Origin of the sequence: Sphaerisporangium flaviroseum, assembly GCF_039537005.1 — a bacterium.
GTDB classification, from domain to species: domain Bacteria; phylum Actinomycetota; class Actinomycetes; order Streptosporangiales; family Streptosporangiaceae; genus Sphaerisporangium; species Sphaerisporangium flaviroseum.
Genome location: NZ_BAAAZR010000002.1, coordinates 507,419 through 526,584 on the forward strand (window position 1 = coordinate 507,419; position 19,166 = coordinate 526,584).

Annotated in this window: 23 protein-coding genes and 1 pseudogene; 15 read left to right on the forward strand and 9 right to left on the reverse strand. The window is 71.8% G+C overall.

Features of this window, described 5'->3' with window-relative positions:
• Positions 1-3: 3 nt before the first annotated feature.
• The 6 genes from ABD810_RS08510 to ABD810_RS08535 form a co-directional block, all read right to left on the reverse strand.
• A complete protein-coding gene (locus tag ABD810_RS08510) occupies positions 4-1,209 on the reverse strand; it encodes a hypothetical protein (RefSeq protein ID WP_344936467.1) in 1,206 nt (401 codons plus the stop codon).
• Positions 1,202-1,711, reverse strand: coding sequence for a SigE family RNA polymerase sigma factor (locus ABD810_RS08515; RefSeq protein ID WP_344936469.1), 510 nt, complete (start codon positions 1,709-1,711; stop codon positions 1,202-1,204). The genes ABD810_RS08510 and ABD810_RS08515 overlap by 8 nt, the downstream gene beginning before the upstream one ends.
• Positions 1,708-2,136, reverse strand: a complete 429-nt coding sequence (locus tag ABD810_RS08520) for a hypothetical protein (RefSeq protein WP_344936472.1) — start codon at positions 2,134-2,136, stop codon at positions 1,708-1,710. Before ABD810_RS08520 ends, ABD810_RS08515 begins: the two co-directional genes overlap by 4 nt.
• Entirely contained in the window at positions 2,133-2,564 is a 432-nt protein-coding gene (locus ABD810_RS08525; RefSeq protein WP_344936473.1) for a hypothetical protein, read from the reverse strand. The genes ABD810_RS08520 and ABD810_RS08525 overlap by 4 nt, the downstream gene beginning before the upstream one ends.
• Positions 2,565-2,601: 37 nt before the next feature.
• Complete coding sequence (locus ABD810_RS08530) at positions 2,602-3,423, reverse strand: carbon-nitrogen hydrolase family protein (protein ID WP_344936476.1); 822 nt, start codon at positions 3,421-3,423, stop codon at positions 2,602-2,604.
• A gap of 76 nt (positions 3,424-3,499) precedes the next feature.
• Complete coding sequence (locus tag ABD810_RS08535) at positions 3,500-4,459, reverse strand: DUF418 domain-containing protein (RefSeq protein WP_344936479.1); 960 nt, start codon at positions 4,457-4,459, stop codon at positions 3,500-3,502.
• Between the two features lie 93 nt (positions 4,460-4,552).
• Here ABD810_RS08535 and ABD810_RS08540 point away from each other — a divergent pair, with 93 nt between their 5' ends.
• The 3 genes from ABD810_RS08540 (at position 4,553) to ABD810_RS08550 (ending at position 6,376) form a co-directional block, all read left to right on the forward strand.
• Positions 4,553-5,740 (forward strand): pyridoxal phosphate-dependent aminotransferase, encoded by a 1,188-nt coding sequence (locus ABD810_RS08540; RefSeq protein WP_344936482.1) that lies wholly within the window; start codon positions 4,553-4,555, stop codon positions 5,738-5,740.
• A 61-nt stretch (positions 5,741-5,801) separates the two neighbouring features.
• Complete coding sequence (locus ABD810_RS08545) at positions 5,802-5,999, forward strand: ribbon-helix-helix protein, CopG family (RefSeq protein WP_344936485.1); 198 nt, start codon at positions 5,802-5,804, stop codon at positions 5,997-5,999.
• Positions 5,996-6,376, forward strand: a complete 381-nt coding sequence (locus tag ABD810_RS08550; protein WP_344936488.1) for a type II toxin-antitoxin system death-on-curing family toxin — start codon at positions 5,996-5,998, stop codon at positions 6,374-6,376. The genes ABD810_RS08545 and ABD810_RS08550 overlap by 4 nt, the downstream gene beginning before the upstream one ends.
• Positions 6,377-6,441: 65 nt before the next feature.
• On the opposite strand, the gene ABD810_RS08555 is transcribed toward ABD810_RS08550, so the two are convergent.
• On the reverse strand, positions 6,442-6,780 hold the full coding sequence (locus tag ABD810_RS08555) for a hypothetical protein (RefSeq protein WP_344936491.1): 339 nt from the start codon (positions 6,778-6,780) through the stop codon (positions 6,442-6,444).
• 129 nt (positions 6,781-6,909) lie between these two features.
• Between ABD810_RS08555 and ABD810_RS08560 the strand changes: the two genes are divergently transcribed.
• From ABD810_RS08560 to ABD810_RS08585, 6 genes are all read left to right on the forward strand, one after another.
• The gene (locus tag ABD810_RS08560; protein WP_344936493.1) at positions 6,910-7,272 is read left to right on the forward strand and encodes a VOC family protein; all 363 of its coding nucleotides are present in this window, start codon (positions 6,910-6,912) and stop codon (positions 7,270-7,272) included.
• The gene (locus tag ABD810_RS08565; RefSeq protein WP_344936495.1) at positions 7,269-7,640 is read left to right on the forward strand and encodes a PadR family transcriptional regulator; all 372 of its coding nucleotides are present in this window, start codon (positions 7,269-7,271) and stop codon (positions 7,638-7,640) included. The genes ABD810_RS08560 and ABD810_RS08565 overlap by 4 nt, the downstream gene beginning before the upstream one ends.
• Positions 7,637-8,119, forward strand: coding sequence for a VOC family protein (locus tag ABD810_RS08570; RefSeq protein WP_344936497.1), 483 nt, complete (start codon positions 7,637-7,639; stop codon positions 8,117-8,119). Before ABD810_RS08565 ends, ABD810_RS08570 begins: the two co-directional genes overlap by 4 nt.
• 119 nt (positions 8,120-8,238) lie before the next feature.
• Positions 8,239-9,147, forward strand: a complete 909-nt coding sequence (locus ABD810_RS08575; RefSeq protein WP_344936499.1) for a carbamate kinase — start codon at positions 8,239-8,241, stop codon at positions 9,145-9,147.
• Positions 9,148-9,222: 75 nt separating this feature from the next.
• A complete protein-coding gene (gene bar, locus ABD810_RS08580; protein ID WP_344936501.1) occupies positions 9,223-10,329 on the forward strand; it encodes a barbiturase in 1,107 nt (368 codons plus the stop codon).
• A gap of 65 nt (positions 10,330-10,394) precedes the next feature.
• Positions 10,395-10,970 (forward strand): SseB family protein, encoded by a 576-nt coding sequence (locus ABD810_RS08585; RefSeq protein WP_344936503.1) that lies wholly within the window; start codon positions 10,395-10,397, stop codon positions 10,968-10,970.
• Positions 10,971-10,985: 15 nt separating this feature from the next.
• Here ABD810_RS08585 and ABD810_RS40980 read toward each other — a convergent pair whose 3' ends face one another.
• Together ABD810_RS40980 and ABD810_RS40985 are read right to left on the reverse strand one after the other, a co-directional pair.
• A complete protein-coding gene (locus ABD810_RS40980; RefSeq protein ID WP_425566878.1) occupies positions 10,986-12,101 on the reverse strand; it encodes a beta-galactosidase small subunit family protein in 1,116 nt (371 codons plus the stop codon).
• 90 nt (positions 12,102-12,191) lie between these two features.
• Positions 12,192-14,102: pseudogene (locus tag ABD810_RS40985) on the reverse strand (glycoside hydrolase family 2 TIM barrel-domain containing protein); the annotation flags it as partial.
• 68 nt (positions 14,103-14,170) lie between these two features.
• Between ABD810_RS40985 and ABD810_RS08595 the strand changes: the two are divergent.
• From ABD810_RS08595 to ABD810_RS08620, 6 genes are all read left to right on the forward strand, one after another.
• Positions 14,171-15,028: a prepilin peptidase gene (locus ABD810_RS08595; RefSeq protein WP_344936507.1), complete on the forward strand. Its 858-nt coding sequence runs from the start codon at positions 14,171-14,173 to the stop codon at positions 15,026-15,028.
• Positions 15,029-15,185: 157 nt separating this feature from the next.
• The gene (aroC, locus tag ABD810_RS08600) at positions 15,186-16,364 is read left to right on the forward strand and encodes a chorismate synthase (protein WP_344936509.1); all 1,179 of its coding nucleotides are present in this window, start codon (positions 15,186-15,188) and stop codon (positions 16,362-16,364) included.
• Positions 16,361-16,867: a shikimate kinase gene (locus ABD810_RS08605; RefSeq protein ID WP_344936510.1), complete on the forward strand. Its 507-nt coding sequence runs from the start codon at positions 16,361-16,363 to the stop codon at positions 16,865-16,867. The genes aroC and ABD810_RS08605 overlap by 4 nt, the downstream gene beginning before the upstream one ends.
• The gene (aroB, locus tag ABD810_RS08610; protein ID WP_344936511.1) at positions 16,864-17,937 is read left to right on the forward strand and encodes a 3-dehydroquinate synthase; all 1,074 of its coding nucleotides are present in this window, start codon (positions 16,864-16,866) and stop codon (positions 17,935-17,937) included. Before ABD810_RS08605 ends, aroB begins: the two co-directional genes overlap by 4 nt.
• Positions 17,938-17,971: 34 nt before the next feature.
• Positions 17,972-18,406: a type II 3-dehydroquinate dehydratase gene (gene aroQ / locus ABD810_RS08615; protein ID WP_344936513.1), complete on the forward strand. Its 435-nt coding sequence runs from the start codon at positions 17,972-17,974 to the stop codon at positions 18,404-18,406.
• Entirely contained in the window at positions 18,403-19,164 is a 762-nt protein-coding gene (locus ABD810_RS08620) for an SGNH/GDSL hydrolase family protein (protein ID WP_344936515.1), read from the forward strand. The genes aroQ and ABD810_RS08620 overlap by 4 nt, the downstream gene beginning before the upstream one ends.
• The last annotated feature ends 2 nt before the right edge of the window (positions 19,165-19,166 follow it).

Below are 19,166 nucleotides of genomic sequence, written 5' to 3' on the forward strand. Positions count from 1 at the left end.
GGGTTACCCGCTCGGGCTTGCCGAAGGGCTGGGTTCCCACAGCGGAGGGCTGGGGCGCACGTCGTGGTGCCAGAGTTCCGTGCCGTCCCCGTCCAGGCCGGTGATGCGGTACCCGTCGGCGTACACGTCGTTTCCTACCGTGAACGGGGCGGCGAACAGCACGGCGTCGTGGTGCCATGGGTCGGGGACGGTCCCGGTCGTGACGGTGCGGCCGTCGGCGAGGGTCAGCCGCACCCGCTCGGTGCCGGCCCGCGCGTAGCCGACCCAGAACCCGTCGGCGAACCGCGACATGACCGGCGCCTCATTGCCCCGCAGCGCGTCGGCGAGGGTCTCGCCGGGCTTGACGACGGGGGTCGACGCGATCACGTTCAGCGCGATCACCTTGCCGTCGTGCCGCCAGACCAGGGAGGCGTCGGTGTGGAGGCGCGCGGTGACGCCGGCGCCCGGCTTGGCGGCTGGTCCGACCGGCGGCGCGCTGGTCACCGGCTTGGGATCCACGGGGAGTCGCACGGTCTCCACCACCGCGCCGCGGGCGTCGGACAGCTCCACCGAGGTCGCCTTGGCGTGCGGGGGATAGGTCACCGTCCACACCGCCTTCGGGACGCCGTCGAGCCGGTGGATCGTGCCCGGCAGGCGCGTTCCGTCCTTGGCCACCGCCGCCACCCGCTCGGTGGTGTCCGGGGTCGCGCCGAATGCGAGGAGGGTGTCCGGCCCCGGGATCATGGTCGCGGTGCTCCCGCCGTACAAAGGTTCCTCGTGAGTACGCGTGCTCTGGTCGTCCGAGCACCAGCTCACGGAGCCACCGGGCGCGTGCTGCGTCGCTGCGCACAACGTGAGGCGTGTCCCCTCCTTGGTCTTCTCGTTGGCGAACCACAGACGCATGGGCCGGTCGGCGGTGGGATCGTTGATCGTTAGCGTCGCGCCGATCGGGGGGTGCTCCGCGACGGCCGCCTCGTAGGCGTCCCGGTAGGGGGAGGGCGGTTCGGTGGTGGTCCGGGCGGCGGTGTCCGGGCCGGGCCCGCCGTTCAGCATGGCGATGGGCACACCGGCCAGCACGGCCCCCGCCGCGAGCGGGACGGCGACCAGCATGGCCCGGCCGCGGCGCCTGGCCGTCCGGCCGCGCCGCTGGACCTCCAGCCACGCGTGCGGGCTCGCCTCGTACGTCGACGCGCGGGCGCGCAGGGCCTCACGCAGGTCTTCCTCAAGCATCGTTGTCCTCCAGGGCACGGCCGAGGGCCGCGATGGCGCGGCTGGTGTGGCTCTTGACGGAGCCGGGGGAGACGTTCATGGCGTCGGCGATCTCGCGTTCGGACAGGTCGAGCCAGTAACGCAGGACCAGCGCCTCGCGCTGGCGGCGGGGCAGGCGGTCGACCGCGGCGAGCAGGTTCCGGTGCCGTTCGGCGACCAGGAACGCCTGCTCCGCGGCGGACGCGTGCGGTGGCGGTTCGAGCCGACGCAGCCGGACGATCCTCAGGTGGCGCAGGCGGTTGCGGGTCAGGTTGCAGACGATCGAGCGGAGGTAGGGCACGGCCGCCGCGTCATCGCGGAGCCGCGCCTGTCTCTGGTGCAGGCGGGCGAACGCCTCCTGCGCGATGTCCTCCGGGTCGTCCGCGCCGAGCAGCCCCGCCAGCCGCACCATCGCCGGGTAGTGCGCGGCGAAGGTCTCGGCGAACGTCGGTCGCTCGCGGGAACGGGTGGGAGTTTCGGTCACACTCCAGAGACACTCGCGCCCTGGGTCGGTTGACAGGAGATGGGAATCCGTTCGACGCGGATGGAGTGGACCTCGTCGTGCGGGACGACGACTTCGTACGCCCCGTGGTCGACCATCCAGTAGCCGAGCGCCTCGGCCTTCAGGCCGCTGTGCCCGGTGTAGGCGATGTGCAGCCCGTCGTCGTCCTCGTCGAGGACCACGCAGGGCTCGCCGCCGAACGCGCCCACCGTGCGCAGCAGGACGAGCCATTCGAGGTCGCCGCGGCGGACCTGACGCCGCCAGTAGCCGCCCGCCTGGTCGAAGCCCTGGCGGGACTCCTCGCTGAACAGGACCACGTCGTCGGGCCCGGGCCCGAGGGCCGCGGCGTAGGTCTGCTCGTGCTGGTGGGCGATGAAGCCGAGGCCTACCGGTTCGATGTCGCTCATGCCGCGCGCCGCCAGGTGAGCCCGTCGTAGTCGGCGAACCGGCGCTCGCCGCGTGTGGTCACGTGCTGGATCTCCGCTCCCGCCGGGATGGGCATCGGCGTGGTGTGGAACTGGGGGACCACATGCTGGCGGGAGGTGGTGAACCCGTTGCCCGCGAAGGGCGGCGCATCGTTCCAATCTCCGCCCATGTGGGGGCCGTAGGGAACGACGTAGGTGTCGGTGTCGCGGACCTGCCATCGCAGGATGTACAGCTCGGGGACCGAAAAGGTGAGCTCCGATCCCTCGAAGCCGAGGTCGAGCGCGGAGACCAGTTGCTCTGGACTCGTCAGCCGTGAACAGTCTTGGACGCGGTAGACGTAGCCGGAGATGATCGTGCGCTGGCCCGCGAGATAGGGCACCAGCAGCCGAGGCGGTATGACCTTTTGCATCTGAGTACTTCGCGCCGGCTCGCTCACATCCCGCATTTTACGATCTGCGGACCTCGGCGTTCGGCACGGCACGATAAATATCTTCCCGCCGGTGCGAAAGGCTTGGGACCATGGCCCGCACCCGCTCGGTCTCGGCCGGGTCGATCTCCACGACCTGGACGGCGCCGACGGGGCCCAGATCGGTGCGAACCACGCCGATCGGGTCGACGAGCATGCTCCTGCCGATGCCGAAGCCGTCTTTGGCCTCGGGGTTGGGCGCCTGGCCGACGGCGACCGTCCACATGGTGTTCTCGATCGCCCTGGCCCTGACCAGGGTGGCCCAGTGCTCTTCCTTCATCGGGCCCGTGCCCCAGGCGGCGATCACGGCGAACGCCTCGGCGCCCAGGTCGACCAGGGCGCGGAACAGCTCGGGGAAGCGGAGGTCGTAGCAGGTGACCAGCCCGACGCGCAGGCCTTCCAGCTCTACGACGACCGGCGTGTCGCCCGGTGCGACCAGGTCGGACTCGCGGGCGCCGAAGGAGTCGAAGAGGTGGATCTTCCGGTACGCGGCCTTCAGCCGGCCGCGGCGGTCGAGGGCGACGGCGGTGTTGTACACCCGGCCGTCGGCGGGCTCGAAGGTGCCGAGGACGACGGCGACCTCGTGCGCCCGCGCGGCGTCGGCCACGGCCGTGACGAAGGGGCCGTCGAGCGGCTCGGCGGACTCGGCGATGCCCTTGCCGAACCGGGTCAGTGTCGCCTCAGGGAACACGGCCAGCGCGGCACCCCGCGAGGCGGCCCTGCCGAGCGCGTCGCGCACGCGCTCGAGGTTGGTCTTGGAGTCCTCGGACACCGGGATCTGGCACAGGGCGATGCGGGTCACCGCACAAGCCTAAGGGCCCTGGACCTCCCGTGCCGAGAACCAGGCGGCTGCCGGCCGGAAACGCCATCCGCGCGTGTCAGCCCGGAAGCGCCGGCCGCGGGTGACGGTTGGGGACGATCTCCCACCAGGTGAGACATCGCCACCCCCACTCCAGCGGGCCGTACCTGAAGCGCGCCAGCCACCAGCGGCTGAACGCGGCCTGCGCGGCGACGGTGAGCATCGCGACGGCGACGACGCTCACCCGGCTGTCATCGGCGGCGAGGAGGGGAAGCGTCGCGAGGATGACCAGGGTGCCGGAGAGGTAGCAGGTGAGGGCCATCCGCCCGAGTGGTTCGAGGATCGACAGGGTACCGGGCCGCCACCGCCGCAGCAGCAGGACGCCGGTGCAGTACGCCGTGGCGGTGACCAGGCCGGCGAGCGGATAGATGCTCCTCGTGTAGGGGAAGTCGAAGGTCTCCGGGGGCGGCCACACGTACATCCACGCCCCGGTGAGCGCCACGGCGAGCAGCCCGCTGGTGATGAAGGCGGGTTTGAGTACGCGGGGCCCGGGGGCGAACCCCATCGCGGCCATGCCGAGCAGGATGACGCCGGGAACGAGCCAGACGCCCCCGGCGTGGGCGAGCATCGCCCAGATCGTGGCGCCGATCCCCGCCAGGAGCACCAGCCATCGGTTCACGTAGGACGCGGGGAGGAGCAGGAGGACTCCGGTCGCGGCGTACGGCAGGAGCACCTCGCCGGGATTGACCATCTCGTGCAGCGCGCCGAGACCCGCGAGGACGATCAGCCGGCGGAGCGTGACCAGACGGGGGTGCGGGGTCCTGAGCGCCGCGGACCGGAGGAACAGGACGAAGCTCACGCCGAAGAGGAAGGAGAAGATGGGATAGAAGCGGCTCTGAAGGAGGTTCTCCACAACCCAGTCGATGGGCGTGCCGGTGTGCTCCTCGACGGCGTCGTTCGCGTGCTGCCAGGTGTTGACCACCATGATCCCGCAGACGGCGAAGCCGCGCAGCGCGTCCAGATCCCGGATCCGCGTCACCGAGGACGACCAAGGTGCGATATCCCGCAAGCGTGGGCAAACCTGGCAATCACCCGATGAGGCTAGCGCGCCAGGGCCGATAAGCTGTCCGGCGTGAGCCAACCTCTGGTCGCCCGAATGCGCGAGTTCGGCACGACGGTCTTCGCCGAGATGACGGCGCTCGCCGTACGGACCGGATCGATCAACCTGGGTCAGGGTTTTCCCGACACCGACGGGCCGGAGGCCATGCTCGAGCGGGCCGTGGCGGCGATCCGAGGCGGTTTCAACCAGTACCCTCCCGGCCCTGGGCTGCCCGAGCTGCGGCAGGCGGTGGCCGAGCACCGCAAGGAGCACTACGGGCTGGTCTACGACCCCGACGGCGAGGTCCTGGTCACCCTGGGCGCGACCGAGGCGCTGGCCGCCTCCGTCCTCGCGCTGTGCGAGGCCGGTGACGAGGTGGTCGTCTTCGAGCCCTACTACGACTCCTACGCCGCCGCGATCTCGCTCGCCGGAGCGGTGCGCAGGCCCGTGACGCTGCGCCCGGTGGAGGGCAGGTTCACCTTCGACCCGGACGAGCTGCGCGCGGCCGTCGGCCCGCGCACCAGGGCCGTCCTGGTCAACTCGCCGCACAATCCCACCGGCACCGTCTTCACCCTCGACGAGCTGACGGCGATCGCCGCCGTCTGCCAGGAGCACGACCTTGTCGCGATCAGCGACGAGGTGTACGAGCACCTCACCTTCGACGGCGTCGAGCACATCCCCCTCGCCACGCTGCCGGGCATGCGCGAGCGCACCGTGATGATCTCCTCGGCGGGCAAGACCTTCTCGGTCACCGGCTGGAAGACGGGGTGGATCTGCGCGCCGGCCGAGCTGACCGGGGCGGCGCAGACGGTCAAGCAGTTCCTCACCTTCACCGCCAACGCTCCGTGGCAGCTCGCGGTCGCCTACGCCCTCCGTGAGGAGCTGGGCTGGGTCGCCGGGCTCCGCGACGCGCTCGCCACCAAGCGCGACCGGCTCATGGCGGGACTGTCGGCCGCGGGCTTCGGCGTGTACCGCCCGGCCGGCACCTACTTCGTGCAGACCGACATCCGGCCGCTCGGCTTCACCGACGGGCTCGACCTGGCCAGGAGGCTGCCGGAGCTGGCGGGGGTCGTCGCGATCCCCACCCAGGTCTTCTACGACAACCAGGAGCGGGGCCGGCATTTCGTCCGGTTCGCCTTCTGCAAGAAGGACGAGATCATCGACGAGGCGGTGGCGCGGCTCAGCCGGCTGCAAGGGAAATCACCAGACAACCGTCTGTAAATAGTCATACACTCACCGTGTCCGTCGCCTGGTGCTGGATGCGTACGGTGGAGGTATGTCCATGACACTTCGCCTCAGTGAGGAGCAGGCCGAGGCCCTGCGCCGGCGCGCCGAGAAGGAAGGGCGCAGCGTCGAACAGGTCGTGCGCGCGGCCGTGGACGAGTACATCGCCCGTCACGACGCCGACGAGGAGGTGCGCCGCCTGGGCATCGCCACGGTCAAGCGCTGGCGCTCGGTGCTTGGCCGACTCGGCGAATGACGCGCTATCTGACGCTCGAGCAGGTGATCGACCTCGCCGGCCTGACCGTCGGCGCCACGCCGGAGCTACGGGACGTCGGGCTGCTCGACTCGGCCGTGCACCGGCCCCAGGCGTCCATGTTCGGCCACGAGGCCTACCCGCACTTGCTGATCAAGGCCGCCGCGCTGCTCCATTCCCTGGCCATCCACCGCCCGTTCGCCCAGGGCAACAATCGGGTCGCCTGGGTGTGCACGGTGGTCTTCCTCCAGTACAACGGCGTCGGGCTCGACACCGGCGACGACTCGGTCCGTGACCTGGTCTGCGCGGTGGCCTCCGGCGAGTTCGCCGAGGTCGACGAGATCGCCCAGGTCCTGTGGGGCTTCGTCGCCCCGGTCTAGAGTCTGCGGCTCCCCGCCCTGGTGGCCGCCCTGCGTGGCCCCCGCGCCCCGGTGGCCGCCGTACGTCAGCCCCTGCGCCGGCCGCCGATCTTGGAAATGGCGTAGGCGAGGTTGATGAAGGCGATGAGCGCGAAGATGAGCATGAGCGGCAAGGTGGTGGACGAGGCGTTCACCACGATCGCCGTCAGCGGGATCGAGAAGGCGAGCGACCCCAGCCCGAGGGCCATCTGGGCCCAGTCGGGACCGGGCCGCTTGGGGGCCCGCACGGCCAGCCTGGAGTCGATCACCGCGTTGACGCGTTCGACCAGCGACTCGGCGAGTTCGAGCTCGAACTGCGGGCCGAGCTCACGGCGCGCGGACATGGCCGCGGCGAGCTCGTCGCGCTCTAGTTTCTGGGGTTCCACGCCCTGATTCTGCCCTGGATCGCCCCCGCGTGGCGGGGTTCGTGGCGATCAACCGCGAATCAATGCTGGACGGATATATCCGACATGGATAGTATCCATGATGGATCATTCGTCCGGAGGGAAACTGCCGTGATCACCAAGATCTCCAATGTCGTTCTCTATGTGGCCGACCAGCAGCGGTCGGTCGACTTCTACGTCAAGGGGCTGGGCTTCGAGCTCGCCACCGACGCCGAGATGGGTCCCGGCGCCCGCTGGATCGAGGTGGTGCCACCCGGAGCCGAGACCCGTTTCACCCTGTGCGACGCCGCCCACTTCGAGACCACGCCAGGCAGCAGCACCCCGCCCACCCTGAGCTGCGACGACGTGCACAGCACCTATGAGACGCTGAAGGCGAACGGCGTCGAGGTGAGCGAGCCGGTCACCGAGCCGTGGGCCACCTGGATCAAGGTCACCGACCCCGACGGTCACGAGTTCGTCGTCAGCGCCGCGTGACGGAAGCCCTCTCGCAGCCGCTCACGCCGGCCGTCTTCGCCCTGCTCATGGCACTCATCGACGGGGAGCGGCACGGGTACGCCCTGATGGCGGACGTGGAGCGGATCACCGAAGGGCTGATCAGACTGGGGCCCGGCACGCTCTACCGCTCGCTCCAGCGGATGAGGGTCGACGGGCTGATCGAGGAGCTCGACGACGACCGCGGGGCGCCGGTCGCCGACCGCAGGTCGGAGCGCCGCCGCAGCTACCGCATAACGCGGAGAGGCAGGGCGGCGGCCCGGGCCGAGGCCCGGCGGCTCGCGGTGCTCATGGCCGCGGCCGTCCAGTGCGGCCTTGTCGAGGTCGACGTCGAGGAGGAGGACGTATGAGCGGTGGAGTCACCGACGAGTTCGCGGGGGTGACCCCCCAGCTCATCGTGCCGGACACCGCCGCGGCGGTCGAGTTCTACCGGCAGGCCTTCGGCGCGGACGAGCTTCGCAGGAACGAACTGCCCGACGGCAGGGTCATGCTGTCCGAGCTGCTCGTCTGCGGCGGCAGGCTGCTGGTGCACGACGAGTTCGCCGAGTCGGGCGCGGTGACACCGGAAAGGCTCGGCGGCAGCCCGGTGACCCTGCATCTTTACGTCGCCGACGTGGACGAGGTGTTCGCCCGCGCGGTGCGCCTCGGGGCGACACCGCTGATGGAGCCGCAGGACGCCTTCTGGGGAGACCGTTACGCCCAGGTTCTCGACCCGTCCGGCCACCGGTGGTCCTTCGGCCAGAAACTCGAGGACCTCGCGCCCGACGAGATCAACGAGCGCGGCCGAGCCTACCTCCGCGACCGGGCCGACCCCGAGCACCCGCACTGAGCCTTCTCGGCCTTCTCGCGAGTGGCCCGGTGGCGCTGGCGAAACTATCCGAAGGGCGCGCGGTTCCTGGGCAATCATCGCCAATGAGGCCGAGGTACCGGTGTGGATAGCTTCAGGCTGTGGGCGAACGCGTACTGATCGCTCTCGGCGGCAACGCGATGACCGCGCCCGACGGGAGCGCGTCACCGGCTGATCAGCGGCAGGCCGTCGAAGGCGCGATGAGGCATGTCGCGGCCCTGATCTCCCGGGGCCACCAGGTGATCCTCACGCACGGCAACGGTCCCCAGGTGGGCAACCTGCTGCTGAAGAACCAGATGGCGGCCGATGTGGTGCCTCCTGTGCCGCTCGACTGGTGCGGCGCGCAGACCCAGGCGACGGTCGGCGTTCTGATACTCAACGCGCTCGGCGACCGTACGGCCGTGGTGGTGACCCGGACGCTGGTGGACGCCATGGATCCCGCCTTCCGCAATCCGGTCAAGCCGATCGGCAGGTACTTCACCGAGGCCGAGGCGCGCAGGTTCCGTGAGCTCGGCCAGACCTGGTGGGAGTTCCCCGGCAAGGGCTTCCGCCGGGTCGTGGCCTCGCCGGAGCCGCTGGAGATCCTCGACGCCCCCGCCGCGCTCGCGCTGATGGAGGCCGGGTACACGGTGGTGGTCGCCGGAGGCGGGGGAGTGCCCGTCGTCCGCCGGGCCGACGGCTCGCTCACCGGAGTCGAGGCCGTGGTCGACAAGGACACGGCCGCCGCGGTGCTCGCGCGGGCCGTACAGGCCACCGTGCTGGTGGTCGCGACCGACGTGCCCGCGGCCGTCACCGGATTCGGCACCGCGGCCGCCCGCCCGATCGGCCGGACGACCGTCGAGGACCTGCGCGCGCTCCAGGCGGCCGGGCACTTCGCGAGTGGAAGCATGGGCCCCAAGGTGGCGGCGGTGCTGCGGTTCGCCGAGACCGGTGGCCGGGCAGTGATCACCTCGCTGGAGCACATCGGCGACGCGCTGGCCGGCGACGTCGGCACCTTCGTCGAGGGATGACCGCCGCGCCGGTTCCCCACCTGGCGGGCGCGGCGAACCGACGTGCCGGACGCAAACGACTGAGAGGTAGGAGATATGCCTGACCCCATAGAGGTGCGCAAGGTCGCCATCGAGAGCGTCACCGACGCCTCCGGCCTCGCCGAACTGATCGACAGCGGGGTGATCGAGGCCGACCGGGTGCTCGCCGTGATCGGCAAGACCGAGGGCAACGGCGGCGTCAACGACTACACCCGCATCCTCGCCGACCGCGCCTTCCGCGAGGTGCTGATCGCCAAGGGCACCCGCACCCCGGACGAGGTCGCGCAGGTGCCGCTGGTGTGGTCGGGCGGCACCGACGGCGTGCTCAGCCCGCACGCCACGATCTTCGCCTCGGTCGACCCCTCGCGCGCCGAGCGGTCGGACGAGCCGCGCGTCTCGGTCGGGGTCGCGATGAGCGACGTCATCCTGCCCGAGGACATCGGACGCCCGGCCATGGTCGAGAAGGTCGCCGCCGGAGTGCGCGAGGCCATGAAGATCGCCGGGATCGAGGACCCGGCCGACGTCCACTACGTCCAGACCAAGACCCCGCTGCTGACCCTCTCCACGATCACCGAGGCCAAGTCGCGCGGCCAGGACGTCGTGATCGAGGACACCGGTCCGTCCATGGACATCTCCAACTCCACGACCGCCCTCGGCATCGCCGTCGCGCTCGGCGAGATCGAGATGCCGTCGGCCGGCCAGATCCACAAGGACCTGTCGCTCTACTCCAGCGTCGCCTCGTGCTCCTCGGGCGTCGAGCTGGACCGGGCGCAGATCGTCGTGGTCGGCAACGTGCGCGGCATCGGCGGCCGGTACCGCATCGGGCACAGCGTCATGAAGGACGCGCTGGACGCCGACGGAATCTGGGAGGCGATCCGCTCCAGCGGCATCGAGCTGCCCGACCGCCCGCACCCGAGCGACCTCGGCGACAGGCTCGTCAACGTGTTCATGAAGTGCGAGGCCGACCCCGGCGGCCGGGTGCGCGGGCGCAGGAACATCATGCTCGACGACTCCGACGTGCACTGGCACCGGCAGATCAAGGCCACGGTCGGCGGGGTCGCGGCGAGCGTCACCGGTGACCCGGCGGTGTTCGTCTCCGTCGCCGCCGTGCACCAGGGACCCTCAGGCGGCGGCCCGGTCGCCGCCATCGCCGACCTGGGCTGACCACCGGGTTCCAGAGGATCGCGGACGACACGGCCGGGCCGCGGCGGCGGGTAGGCTCGTGGGTCGTGCCCAGCATTCCGCAGCCCCTGGTCCCCGGCGACGACGGCAGCGCCGACGCCTCCGTGGCGGCCGCGCTGGCCGCCTTCGCCGCCGGTACGGGCGACGCCGGGGCCGTGGCGTCGGCCCTGAGCGCGACCCGCCTGCTCGTACCCGTCGTGGCCTTGCTGACGGAGTCCGAGGTCGGCGCGCATGGGCTCGAACAGGAGAAGGAAAGCGAGATGGCGCTGCCGGTGCTGGTCGGCGCCGACGGCAGGAAAGCGGTCCCGGCGTTCACCGGCGCCGAGTCGCTGCGGCTGTGGCGCGGCGACGCCCGGCCCATCCAGGCCTCGACCCCGCAGGTGTGCCGGGCGGCCCTGGGCGAGGACGCCGCCGCGGTGGTGGTCGACGTGGCGGGGCCGGTGCCGTTCACCATCGAGGGCGGCATGCTGCGCGCCCTGGCCTCCATCGGGGAGGTCACCGGGCAGCAGGAGGGCGTCCAGAACCTCCTGCGCGGCCTGGCCGATCACGCTGAGGTGACCGTCGCACGCGTCCGCACGCCCAAGCGGAGGTTCTCCCGCTACTTCGGCCGGACGAGAGACTGAGCCACCCCGGCCCCGTCACAGTGGCCGCAGCGACACGGTGAACTCGGCCGGCCGCGCGTGCAGCACATGTACCGGCAGCGGCCCCGGGCCGCACGCCGCGCTTCCGAGGCCGTGCTGGGCGAGATCGGCGTTGACGAAGATCCGGTCGCGCGGCGCCAGGTCGGTGGTGTGCCGCGCGGCGTCGAGGTCCTCGCTGGTCCATCGCCGCGCGGTGAACTCCACGGTCGGGTGCCCCTCGATCCGCAGCCCCGATCCGTCCGGACCGCGCAGCTCCGCCCAGCGCACCGCCGTACGGCTGCCGTTCTCCTGGGGGAACACGTACGGGGTCTGCAGCTCCTCGACGGTGGCGGTGAAGGCGTCGACACGCGCGGCGCGCCGAGAGTCCGCGTAGGCCTCACCGGGGCCACCGCCGAACCAGCGGACGGCGCCGAGCCGGTCCGGCACGGCGAGCCGCAGGCCGAGACGGGGCAGGGGGACCGTCCACGAGCCCTGCGGCCGTACCGACACGCGGACGCAGGCCGCCCGCTCGTCGGCGCTCCAGCGGTAGGTGGCCAGCAGCGCCAGGTCCCCGGCGGCGGGCGCGACCCTGGTGAGGACCACCAGCTCATCACCCTCGATCCGCAGGCCCACCAGGCGGTGGGTCATCCGGTCGAGGCCCACCGCCCGCCAGCGCGCCTCGATCGGGTCCGGGCCGTACCGATCGTTGTCGATGGGCGCCCGCCACACGTCGAGCCGGGGTCCGTCCAGCTCCAGCCCGCCGAGCCGTACCAGCGTCCCGCGGACCGGCTCGAACTCGGCCGGCCCGAGCGTGACCCGTCCGGAGCCGGACCGCCGGGCGGGCGCGCCCGCGGGGCGGGCGGCGGGCGCGGCGGACCGTATCCGGACCTGACCGAGCCCGAGCACGGTCCCCTCGGGGGGCGAGACCTCGCCCGCGGTGGACACCGCCGTGACGGTGAGCCAGGTTTCCGCCTCGGGGCCGGCGGGGAGCGGAGGCAGCGCCACCTCCGCGCCGGCGCCGGGGCCCAGCGGCCCCACCTCCAGCTCGCCCTCGGCCGGCGGCCGACCGTCGGCGGCGAGGCGCCAGGTGAATCGCACGTGCGACAGGTCGCGGAAGGTGTGGCGGTTGGTCACGCGAATGGTGCCCGGCGTGCCCTCCTCGATGCGGACGGGCGCGAACACCGTCGCCAGCTCCGCCATCGCGGGGGAGGGGGCGCGGTCGGGGAAGACCAGGCCGTCGACCACGAAGTTGCCGTCGTGCACCGGCTCGCCGAAGTCGCCACCGTAGGCGAAGTGCTCGTCCCCGCCGGCCGTGCGGCGCCGGATGCCGTGGTCGATCCACTCCCATACGAAGCCGCCCTGGCAGCGGGGGTAGGTGTCGAACAGCCGCTCGTACTCCTCCAGCCGCCCCGGGCCGTTCCCCATCGCGTGGGCGTACTCGCACAGGATGAACGGCATGCCCCGGCGCCGCTCGTCTGGGTCCTCGCCCTTGCCGATGGACTCGACCTCGGCGGGGGAGGCGTACATGCGGCTGTAGACGTCGGTGTGGCGGCACTCGGTGTCGCCCTCGTAGTGGATCGGGCGCTCCGGGTCGCGCGAGCGGGCCCAGCCGGCCATCACGCCGAGGTTGGCGCCCACGCCGGCCTCGTTGCCGAGCGACCACATGATCACGCTGGGGTGGTTCTTGTCGCGCTCGACCATGCGCCGCATCCGGTCGAGGTACGCCTCGGCCCAGCGGGCGTCGTCCGTAGGATTGCCGCGCCAGCCGAGGGGCTCGAAGCCGTGGGTCTCCAGGTCGCACTCGTCGATGACCCAGAAGCCCAGCTCGTCGCAGAGGTCGAGCATCGCGGGGTGCGGGGGGTAGTGACTCGTGCGGATGGCGTTGACGTGGTGCCGCTTCATCAGCTCAAGCTCGGCCCTGACGACGTCGGGCGGGACGACCCTGCCGAGGTCGGGATGGAACTCGTGGCGGTTGACGCCGCGCAGCCGCAGGGGCCGCCCGTTGGCGGTGAGGACGCCGTCGACGATGCCGATCGTGCGGAACCCGATCGGCAGGCTGACCGTCTCCGCGCCTCTCGACAGCGTCGCGTCGTAGAGCGCGGGGGTCTCGGCCGTCCACGGCCGCACGCCTTCGATGGTGAGCTCCTGCCCGGCGGGCACATCAAGGACACCGAGCTCGGGCAGGCTGAGCAGCGTGCCGTCGGGCGCGTCGACGCGCAGGACGCCGGCGCCGGTCGCGGAATCGTAGCCGGCGTGCACGAACACGTCGTCGATGCCGCCCTCCGGCCTGGCCAGGAGCGTGACCTCGCGGAAGATGCCCGGCAGCCACCACATGTCCTGGTCTTCCAGGTAGCTCCCCGCCGACCACTGGTGCACGCGAACGGCCAGCACGTTGCGCTCGCCGGGCCGCAGGTGGGCGGTGACGTCGAACTCGGCGGGCAGCCGGCTGCCCTGGGTGACGCCCAATTCGGCACCGTTCAGCCAGACCCTGCCACAGGAGTCGACCCCCTCGAAGCGCAGGACGGCGTTCGCGCCCGACCAGTCCGCGGGCACCTCGAAGGCCAGGCGGTGGTCGCCGGTCGGGTTGTCGGTCGGCACGTAGGGCGGGTCCACGGGAAAGGGATAGACGATGTTGGTGTAGGCCGGAGAGCCGTGCCCGTGCATCGGCCAGCTCGACGGGACCGGCAGCTCGTCCCAGTGGGAGTCGTCGAAGCCGGTCGCCCAGAAGCCCTCGGGGGCCTCGGCGACGGTGGGGGAGAGGCGGAAGCGCCAGGTGCCCGACAGGTCGATCATGGGCGCGTCGGAGCGCGGCGCCGCCCTCGGCGGCAGCGTCCCGCGCGGGCGGGCGAAGGCGGTGAGGTACTCGGGATCGACCGTCCGCGTGTCCAGGCCACCGCCGGGCGCGGCGTGGCCTCCCTCGTCAGCAGGGGTGGCGCCTTCCCCTCGACATGAGGTGTCCGGGCGCCGGTCCGGCGAGAGCTCTGCCATGTGGGGGGTCTCCGATCGAGGGCGTGCCCGGCCGCGAGGCGGCCGAAAGGGGTGAGCGGCGGGGTTCCCCCATCCTCTGCCCTCGCTCCGGAACGCTCGCATCGAAACGATTTTCCCACTGTGCCAGGGGCGGACGCCCTTGGCCATGACCCGCGAGCCCGGCCCCTTCAGGCGGTGGACGACTCCGGGCGGCCGGTGGGCACTAGGGTCGGCGGGTGAGCTTCATCGTCGCCGGGGCGGGCCTTTTCGGATTGGTCGCGGGATCCTATGTCCGCGTTCTGAGCGGCGGCTTCGGCCCCGCCACAGAGCTCGACGAAGCTCGCAGCACCGGCCCGGCCTCCGCCGGGGAACAGATGGACGGCCCAGTCCCCGCGGAGGAACGGGTGGACGGCACGGCCCGCGCTGAGGAGGAGGTCGTGGGAGGGGGGTCGCCGGTGAGGGCCCGGCGTGATCAGGCCGAGCGCGAGGGCTATGAGGGCGTGTCAAGGGAGGAGGCGGCGCGGTGGCGGCGGGCGTATCGGGCGGAGGCCCGGGCGGCCTTCGGCCGGGCGCTGCGCTCCGTCCCCTCGCTCGGCCGGCCGCCCTTGATCGAGGTGTGCACCGCCGCCGTGTGCGCTCTGGTCGCGTGGCGGCTCGCGGGAACCCCGATCGTCTTCGCCTGGCTCTACGCGGCGGTGGCCGGATGCGCCCTCGCGGTGATCGACTGGAGGACCGAGCGGCTGCCGGACGCCATCACGCTGCCGTCCTACCCGATCATCGCAGTCCTGCTGGCCCCTACGGGCCACCTGGTGGCCGGGCTGCTCGGCGGGCTGGCGCTGGCGGGTCTCTACGCGGTCCTGTGGTTCGTACGGCCCGGCGCGCTCGGCCTCGGCGACGTCAAGCTGGCCGGGCTCACCGGGATGGTGACCGGTGCCCTCGGGATCGACGCCTGGCTCATCGGCGCGGTGGGCGGCCAGTTCCTCGGCGCCCTCTACGCCGTCGTCCTGCTGGCCACCCGCAGGGGCACGCTGAAGAGCCAGTTCCCCCTCGGCCCCTTCATCCTCCTCGGAGCGCTGGCCGCCGTCCTGCGCTGAACGCCTCCCGCCGTTCTGCGCTGAGCGCCTCCCGCCGTTCTGCGCTGAGGGCGGGACCTGTTCGTCGCCGGGGCCTCGTTCGGGGATGCCGTGACCGGGGATCGGGGAGCAGCGTGGGCGGTGAGGGCAGTGGGCGGTACATGGAAGACTTGTCATCATGTTGCGCTGGTTGACCGCAGGTGAGTCCCACGGCCCCGAGCTTGTCGCCATCCTCGAAGGCATGCCCGCCGGGGTGGCGGTGACGACCGCCGACGTGGAGCAGGCTCTCGCGAGGCGTCGCCTCGGCTACGGCCGCGGCGCGCGGATGAAGTTCGAGCAGGACGAGGTGGCCATCGTCGGCGGCGTGCGCCACGGCCGCACCCTCGGCAGCCCCGTCGCGATCCGCGTGGGCAACACCGAGTGGCCCAAGTGGGAGACCGTGATGGCGGCCGACCCCGTCGACCCCGACCTGCTGGCCGCCCAGGCGCGCAACGCCCCGCTCTCGCGCCCCCGTCCCGGCCACGCCGACCTGTCGGGCATGCAGAAGTACGGCTTCGACGACGCCCGCCCGATCCTCGACCGCGCCAGCGCCCGTGAGACCGCGGCCCGCGTCGCCCTCGGCCAGGTCGCCCGCAACTTCCTCAAGCAGGCGCTCGGCGTCGACATCGTCAGCCACGTCGTCGCCATCGGCACGGCCGAGGCGCCGCCCGGCGTCATCCCCGCCCCCGAGGACCTCGCCACCGTCGACGAGCACCCCGTGCGGTGCCTCGACGCCGAGGCCGGCGCGGCCATGATCGAGGAGATCGACACGGCGAAGAGGGAAGGCGACACGCTCGGCGGCGTCGTGGAGGTCGTCGTGTACGGGCTGCCGCCGGGCCTCGGCAGCTATGTCCACTGGGACCGGCGTCTCGACTCGCGCCTCGCGGCGGCGCTCATGGGAATCCAGGCGATCAAGGGAGTCGGCGTCGGCGACGGGTTCGAGACCGCGCGCCGCCGGGGATCCCAGGCCCACGACGAGATCGAGAACACCGCCGACGGCGTGCGCCGCGTCACCAACCGGGCCGGTGGCGTCGAGGGGGGCATGACCAACGGCGAGCCGCTGCGGGTGCGCGCCGCGATGAAGCCGATCTCCACGGTGCCCCGCGCGCTGTCCACGGTCGACGTGCTCACCGGTGAGCCGGCCAAGGCCATCAACCAGCGGTCGGATGTGTGCGCCGTTCCCGCCGCCGGTATCGTCGCTGAGGCGATGGTCGCGCTGGTGCTCGCCGACGCGGCCGTCGAGAAGTTCGGCGGCGACTCCGTTGAGGAGGTCGCCCGCAACCTTTCCGGCTACCTCTCCTCGATGGTGATCAAGTGACGTCTCCCAGAGCTGTGCTGATCGGCCCACCGGGGTCGGGCAAGACCACCGTTGGCCGCATGCTGGCCCACCGCCTCGGCACGGGCTTCCGCGACACCGACGCCGACGTCGAGACCGTGGCGGGCAAGCCGGTCGCCGACATCTTCGTCGACGATGGTGAGGAGCGGTTCCGCGAGCTGGAGGCGGCGGCCGTGCGGCAGGCGCTCGCCGGCCACGACGGCGTGCTCGCCCTCGGGGGCGGGGCCATCCTGAGCGAGGCGACCCAAGAGCTGCTTGACGGGCACCATGTGATCTACCTCCAGGTCGGCCTGACCGACGCCGTGCAGCGCGTGGGCCTCGCGCAGGCGCGCCCGCTGCTGGTGCTCAACCCGCGCAGCCAGCTCAAAAGGCTGATGGAGGAGCGCCGCCCGGTCTATGAGCGGCTCGCCTCGATCATCGTGGCGACCGACGGCCGCCAGCCGGAGGAGATCGTCGGCGAGATCCTGAAGGGACTGCCCGCGTGACGAGCCGCATCAGGGTCAAGGGCGAGCGCCCCTACGACGTGGTCGTCGGCGCCGGGGTGCTGTCCGAGCTGCCGGGACTGCTCGGCGACGACGTGCGCACGGTCGCGGTGGTCCATCCGGCGAGCCTGCCGGAGATCTCGCGTCCGGTCTGCGGGGCGCTGGAGTCCGCCGGATACTCCATCGTGGGCCTGCCCGTGCCGGACGGCGAGCGGGCCAAGTCGGTCGAGGTGGCCGCCGAGCTCTGGTCCGCGTTCGGCCGTTACGGCGTGACCCGCTCGGACGCCGTGGTCGGGGTCGGCGGGGGAGCGACCACCGATCTGGCCGGGTTCGTCGCGGCCACCTGGCTGCGCGGCATCAAGGTCGTCCAGGTGCCGACCACGCTGCTGGGCATGGTCGACGCGGCGGTGGGCGGCAAGACCGGCATCAACACCCCCGAAGGCAAGAACCTCGTCGGCGCGTTCCACCCGCCCGCCGGCGTCCTGTGCGACCTGGCCACGCTGGTGTCGGTGCCCCGCGAGGACTACGTCGCCGGCCTCGCCGAGATCATCAAGGGCGGCTTCATCGCCGACCCGACGATCCTGCTGCTCATCGAGGACGACCCCGAGGGCGCCCGCGTGCCGGACGGCCGGCACACTCGCGCGCTGATCGAGCGCAAGATCCAGGTCAAGGCCGATGTCGTGGGCGCCGACCTACGCGAGTCCGGCATGCGCGAGATCCTCAACTACGGCCACACCCTGGCCCACGCGATCGAGCGCGTCGAGAACTACAACATGAGGCACGGCGAGGCCGTGGCCATCGGAATGGTGTACGCCGCGGAGCTGTCCCGGCTGTCCGGCCACGCGGGCATGGGCGTCGTCGATCGCACGAGATCGATCCTCACCTCGGTCGGCCTGCCGACGGCCTACCGCCACGAGGCCTGGCCCGAGCTGCGCGACCACATGCGGGTCGACAAGAAGAACCGGGGCGCGAAGCAACGGTTCGTGATCCTCGACGACATCGGCAAGGTCACCAGGCTCGAGGACCCGGCGGAGGAGCTGCTCGAAGCGGCCTATCGGGAGATCGCGAGATGACGGGCGAGTGCGGACGGGACATGGTGAGGGCGCGATGAGGACAGTGTTCGTGTTCAACGGCCCGAACCTCTCGCGGCTCGGCACGCGCGAGCCCGATGTGTACGGCGCGGAGACCTTCGACGACCTCGCCTCCCTGTGCCGCCAGACCGGCAGGGAGCTCGGCCTCACCGTCGACGTGCGGCAGACCGACGACGAGGCCGAGCTGGTGTCGTGGATCCACGAGGCCGCCGACGGGGCGATCCCCGTGGTGCTGAACCCGGCGGCCTTCACCCATTACTCCTACGCGCTGCGCGACGCGATCGCCCAGCGCACGGCGCCCCTGATCGAGGTGCACATCTCCAATCCCGCGTCGCGCGAGGAGTTCCGGCACACCTCGGTGGTCGCCTCCGTCGCCTCGGGCACGATCGCGGGCTTCGGCCTCCGGTCGTACGAGCTCGCGCTGCGCGCCATCGCGGAGGACGGGCGGTGAAGAGCTACACCTCTTATGTCGCGATCGGCGACAGCTTCACCGAAGGGCTCAACGACCCGGGCGAGAACGGGCGCTTCCGGGGCTGGGCCGACCGGGTGGCCGAGCGGCTCGCCACTCTGGAGCCGGAGTTCCGGTACGCCAACCTCGCGGTGCGCGGCAAGCTGCTCGACCAGATCGTGGAGCATCAGGTTCCCCAGGCGATCGCGCTCAAGCCCGACCTGGTCAGCTTCTGCGCCGGGGGCAACGACCTGATACGGCCCGGCAGCGACCCCGACCGCATGGCCAAGACGCTCGCCCGAGCCGTACGGGACCTGCGGGGCACCGGCGCCGACGTCGTGCTGTTCACCGGCGTCGATCCGCGGGACACGCCGCTGATGCGCCAGGTCCGCGGCCGGTTCGCCGTGTTCTTCCTGCACATCCGGTCCATCGCCGACCTGTACGGGTGCCACGTGGTCGACCAGTGGTCCATGCAGTCGATCCGTGACTGGCGGGCGTGGAGCGAGGACCGGCTCCACATGAACGCCGAGGGGCACCGGCTGGTCGCCGCGAAGGTGTGCGAGGTCCTCGGCGTGCCCTCCACCGACGACTGGCGTCATGCCTGGCCGCCCCGCGAGCGGGTCGACCGGCGGGCGAAGCTCCGCGAGGACCGGCTGTGGCTGCGCGAGCACCTGCTCCCCTGGGTCGGACGCCGGCTGCGGGGGACCTCCTCGGGCGACGCCCTCGATCCCAAACGTCCCCACCTGGAGCCGTACACCTAGAC